The sequence below is a fragment of the Microcystis sp. LEGE 08355 genome (assembly GCF_015207185.1).
In the GTDB taxonomy this organism is placed as follows: domain Bacteria; phylum Cyanobacteriota; class Cyanobacteriia; order Cyanobacteriales; family Microcystaceae; genus Microcystis; species Microcystis panniformis.
Window position 1 is genome coordinate 1 of record NZ_JADEXI010000330.1, and the last position, 5,197, is coordinate 5,197.

The 5,197-nt window shown below is 41.6% G+C and carries 4 protein-coding genes and 2 pseudogenes; 1 reads left to right on the top strand and 5 read right to left on the bottom strand.

The window, feature by feature from the left end:
* A pseudogene (locus IQ242_RS16060) lies at positions 1 to 120 on the top strand (IS30 family transposase); the annotation flags it as partial.
* Here IQ242_RS16060 and IQ242_RS16065 read toward each other — a convergent pair.
* The 5 genes and pseudogenes from IQ242_RS16065 to IQ242_RS16085 all read right to left on the bottom strand — a co-directional run.
* Positions 111 to 2,030, bottom strand: a complete 1,920-nt coding sequence (locus IQ242_RS16065) for a tetratricopeptide repeat protein (RefSeq protein ID WP_228021038.1) — start codon at positions 2,028 to 2,030, stop codon at positions 111 to 113. The pseudogene IQ242_RS16060 and the gene IQ242_RS16065 sit on opposite strands and share 10 nt — an antisense overlap.
* A gap of 442 nt (positions 2,031 to 2,472) precedes the next feature.
* The gene (locus IQ242_RS16070; protein ID WP_002768596.1) at positions 2,473 to 2,814 is read right to left on the bottom strand and encodes a DUF565 domain-containing protein; all 342 of its coding nucleotides are present in this window, start codon (positions 2,812 to 2,814) and stop codon (positions 2,473 to 2,475) included.
* A gap of 2 nt (positions 2,815 to 2,816) precedes the next feature.
* Positions 2,817 to 3,428 (bottom strand): DUF3611 family protein, encoded by a 612-nt coding sequence (locus IQ242_RS16075; protein WP_158202354.1) that lies wholly within the window; start codon positions 3,426 to 3,428, stop codon positions 2,817 to 2,819.
* A 250-nt stretch (positions 3,429 to 3,678) separates the two neighbouring features.
* Positions 3,679 to 4,362, bottom strand: coding sequence for a J domain-containing protein (locus IQ242_RS16080; protein ID WP_052275770.1), 684 nt, complete (start codon positions 4,360 to 4,362; stop codon positions 3,679 to 3,681).
* A 97-nt stretch (positions 4,363 to 4,459) separates the two neighbouring features.
* Positions 4,460 to 5,197: pseudogene (locus IQ242_RS16085) on the bottom strand (PD-(D/E)XK nuclease family protein); the annotation flags it as partial.

A 5,197-nucleotide genomic window follows, 5' to 3' on the forward strand; every position in this document is an offset into this window, starting at 1 on the left:
GAGGAGGTGGAAAGAGCCGTAAACTTGATTAACAATCGTCCTCGAAAATGTCTTGACTATCGTACCCCGAATGAGGTATTCTATAAAGGTAGATCAGATAGTGATGCAATTCAGACTTGAATTGGCCTAATACCACGATTATTATAGGCGATCGGATTCTCCGATATTCTCGGTGTTACTTGTACATTATCGGGAATAGTAGCGGTATCAGTGCGTGCATTTCCCCGATTACTATACGCTGTCACATCGATAGGATTAATGCTCAAAGATTGCAGATAATCTGTAATCGCTCCTTGATCATCTCCCACGTCAGCGCTACTATTACCACGACTATAGAAAATTCTCGCATCACGGACTTTTTGTAGGAATACATTATAATCCTCGATCGCTCCCTGTTTATCCCCTTTTTCAAAACGCGCATTAGCCCGTTTATGATAGCCTTCTGGATCGTTAGGATAGGCAACTATATAAGTAGTATAATCTCTTTCGGCCGCAGCAAAATTTTTCAGAGCAAAATAAGCATCTCCCCGGGCTTGAGCATGACAAGAGACATTATAATTAGGACGAAAATCGGTTTCTCTGGAGTTATAAAAATAATTTTTCTCGGCAGATTCTCGGATATTTTCGCTACAGACAGATCGAGAAGTAAAACTAGGTGTATTAATCCCATCATCTTGGGCTAAGGCAATATTATAATTATCTACTGCCTCCTGATAACGACCCAATTTATACAGCACTAATCCCCGATGATAGTGAGCGGCTGCATCATGACGATTTCGTGCTACTGCCGCAGTAAAATCCTCTAAGGCTCCTGCGTATTCTTGATATTTATTGGCTCGCATTAACCCCCGATATACATAGGCTTTTGCGTCTTGGGGTTGCAGATAAATTGCTTGGTTATAATCTTGAATTGCCCCTTGATTATTGTTGAGTCTTAGGTGAGCATAACCACGTTTAAGAAATGCTCTAGCATGGGGAATTTTATCGTAGTTGGGATTAATACGGATAACAAGTGCTAAATCTTTGATGGCTCCATTATAATACTCGATCGCTGTTTGATACCCTTGGGGGGAATTAGAAGATAAGTTGGCTAATTCTACTTCCTCGTCAGCGATTTCAAGTTGTACTCTGGCACGGTTTTGATAACTGCTAGGAGCATTCTTGGCTAAAAATAGTTTGGGTGAGCATTTTAAAACGATTTTATAATCCTTAAAAGCCTCTCGTTTTCCCCCTATCTTTTCTAAAGCTATAGCCCGATTATAATAGCCTTCAATTAGATCGGGTTTGTATAAAATAGCCAGATCATAATCTTTGATAGCCTCTGCATAATTTCCCCACTGAGAGTATAGCTGTCCTCGATGATAATAGCCGCGATAATCTTCAGTTTCATAACCAATGAAACGCTGGTAATAATCTAAAGCCAAGGATTGATGATTGAGCAAAGACGCAATAATTGCTAGGTTAAAGTAAACTTCGCTTTTATTGGGATTATACTTAAAGGCTTGCTGAAAATCTGAGCGAGCAGCTTCTAATAATTTTAGCTGATGCTGATCCTTGATTCGGCTTTCTCGCTCAATCAAGGGTGTTTCTTCCTCAATAACAGGGATTTCCTCAACTATAGGGGTTTTTTCCTCAATAACAGGTATTTCCTCGGCTATAGGGGTTTTTTCTCCCTCAATCACCATGGCTAACTTTAACACACCTCTTTGATAATAGGCTTGAGCTAGTAACTGTCGATCTTTGAAGGCGGGAGCATTATAATTACTATACCAAATGTATTGACTGAAATCATCGATCGCACCGTTTTGATCGTTGATTTTTTCTCGGGCCATTCCCCGTTGAAGATAAAGTTTAATCGTACCCAGATCGCTAGGATAGACTCGCAGAGTGGCTGAATAATTAGCAATTTCTCTTTTAAGAGCATTAGTATCAACTTCTTCCCTAGAAATAACGGGACATTGTAGGTTTTCTACTGCTTTAACTGAGCTAACTTCTAAACCCAATAATTCCCAAAACAACAGGGGAGACAATAAAAGTATTTTTCTAAAAAGCTTGACATTTAAACTATTTTGTGCGGGGGGGGGGTAATGGCTTGCGCTGTCAGGGTTTTAGTGATTAAGGATTGTTGTGGCATGATGATTAAAAAAATTTGCCCTAAATATAATTTGGTAATTTAATTATAACTGAACTTCTCCCGTATGAATATATTAGGCATGGCTAAAAGTCTTACAGAGCCTATGCTAAAGCTGGGTAATTTTAATGTACTAATGAGAATGAACGTCTGAAATCCTTATTTTCCTGAGAAGCGCCATGGAGTAAGGGTATCGTTGGGCAGCTTAACTAATACATTAGTTCTGTCTAGGCTGGCTACGATTGCTCGCTGCCGGTCGGCACTTAAGGGCAAGGTTTCCACTTTCCCCGACTGGCTCCTGAATCCTCACCCCACCAAGAAACATTTTCAGCCAACCCTATTTAAGAGCCAATTTTAAAGGCTTCTAGAAATAAACTATAGGTGATACCAATTTTGAGTAAATTGAAAGATTCTCGCAGAATCGGTGCAGGTTTAGCCTGAGAACTTTTTCGGTAAACAATCCGGCTAATCGCCTCCGTAAACAGCAGCAATAAACCAGCAGCCGTGACATCCCATTGAGCAGTTTGACCAGCAGTGGTGACAATTGCTTGCCCAGAAAAAACTCCAAATAAAACACAAATTATCTGTAGGGAAATCCGTCGCCAAGGATTACCAAAAAAGCGATTAAATCGACTGCTGGTGACATTAGCCAGCGTACTTAAACGGGTGCGTTGCATGGCCATATTTATTTAGAAGTAATACGGTTAAGAAGCCACAAAGAAGTAACAATACCAGTAAAGTGAGCGAGAATTGTATTAGTATTGGCCTGCACAATTAACAGGTCAACAGAATTAACAAACTGACTGGGGTTAGAGGCAACATTAAAAGTACCTTGGGGAACATTGAGGGATTTAATTAAGACAATTCCCGCCAAGGCTTGCGCTCCCAAAATAGTTAAAAACATCCCGATAATATTAGCGATTAAACCCTGACGGATTAACTGAATAGTATCGGATTTTTTCGGGCGACTATCTTGATCACCTCTCAACATTTGACGGGCAATTTTCATGTAACGAGAAGAAAAGAAAATGGCAACCACCAAGAAACAAGCCCCACCAATAGCACACAAAACACCGATTTCAATGCCAGAAGTGCGTTGTCTCGTCCCTAATAAACTAGCGGTAGCAATGAGTAATAAAACCCCCGAAATTACGCCCAGGACAATCTGCGTCCAAAAACCGATTCTTCCCTGACGTAAAAGGATATTAGCAGCTCGTTGGACGGCCGGAGGCAAGGAATAAAGATCAGAATCTCTAGTGGTGGATATATTGGTAATTTCTGATTGTTTGTCTCTCATCGGGGTTAAGCTAGGGATTGGGTACATCTGGTCTTGATCTATTTTCGTCTTTTTTTTTGCCCATGGCTAGAGATTTAATAAACCTCTGGCATAATTAATTTTTCAGGGTTCAAAGACGGCAAAAATGATGATTAAATGGTCTAAAATCTGTAAATAGACCATTTAATTGATTGTTATTCATTCTTAATTCTCCTGACTACTGGCTACTGACTCCTAACCCTAACAACAATTTTTGATTTTTACAAGCGGTCTAATTTTGACACTGACTGGCTATCTGTTTAGCTTCCACCTGTAAACGCTGGGCCATGCGAAACATTTCTTGGCCGGTGTGGAGAGAGCGATCATCGTAGTTAAGGGTAAAGGTTTCCAATTCTTCGAGTCCGTCAGTGAGATGATTGAGACAGTAGTAAAGAGAAGCGGCCACTTTGGCCATTTTGGCAGGGTTAGGCCGTTGGCAAAAGAGGGTTTTAGCTCGATCGAGATTTTGGCGACAGGTTTCTAGATAGTCTTGAAAAACAGCCATCAACTGATCATCGAAGGGATCGGCGGATAGGTGATCGATCTGACCTTTGAGAGGTCGGATAATTTGACCGATCAGGCGATTAATCGGGCTATAGGTCTGGTTATACCACTGTTTGACTAGGGCTTCGTCTTCCTGGACCGCTTCTTTGTAACGATGGTAATTTGCTTGGGCGGTGGCAGTGCGTTGGGCGCGGGGAGAATTGGCGATTATTTGGTTATCGTAGTCCTTTCTTAGTCTCGGATCGCTTAAAATCTCGTAGGCGGCGTTAATAGCGACGATTTTATCGTGACTGGCACTATCGTTTTGACTATCGGGATGGAATTGTCTGGCTAAACGCCGATAGGCCCGTTTAATCTCGTCAGGGGTCGATTTATGGCTGATTTCTAAGGTCTGGTAGTGGTTGCCGGTCATGAGCGCAAGCGATCGATCTGTCTTTTATTATTATCGACTATGGTTAACGCAGCGCAGAAGGAGAATTGTCAGTGATCAGTGATCACTGATCACTGATTTAGACAAAAGGATTGATTTCAGGGATATCCTCGATCGAGGGTAAGTCTATTGGGCCCGATCGCTCTTGTCTAAGATAATAGGGACAATGAAGCTGACAATCGGGACGATGGGGAAAATCAACTAAATCATTTTCGTATGCTGATAGATAGCGATCGAGATCCTTCAATAAACGGCGTAAATCCCGCCCTGTCTGTTGGTGTAGTTTCCGATTATAGTTAAAAGTAATTTGTTCGGGGCTGCGGGGCAACTGCACAAACCAATAGGTCATCGATAAACTATCAAGAGGATAAGCAGAAGTTTCTCCCAAAACATACAGATAAAGTCTCGTCTGCCAATTTTTGGCTAGTTTGTCGGCATCGATCGGTTTTAAGTAGGTTTTCCAGTCAAAAATTACCGCTTGATCGCTCTCTAATAAAATTAAATCATAGATAACCGTTAATAAATAATTACCCACAGTTAAACTGCGACAATGTTCCGCTTCTCGATTGGTTTCTCCCGGATTTTGGGCAATTGCTGGGGCCGCTTTTAATAGGGCCGTTAAACAATGTTCTAACTGTTCATTTTCCCGTAATAGAGGCGCGATCGGCAGCCCTAATTCCCGCTGCTGTAATAATAGGTGAAACTGACTGCCCCATTCTTGCCGCTGCAATTGCCCAGGGTCAGCCGATGTGTTATGTACCTATACAGAGCCTTTTTGAACTCTCCGTGCACTGGTTACCAATAGGTTTAAATGCCC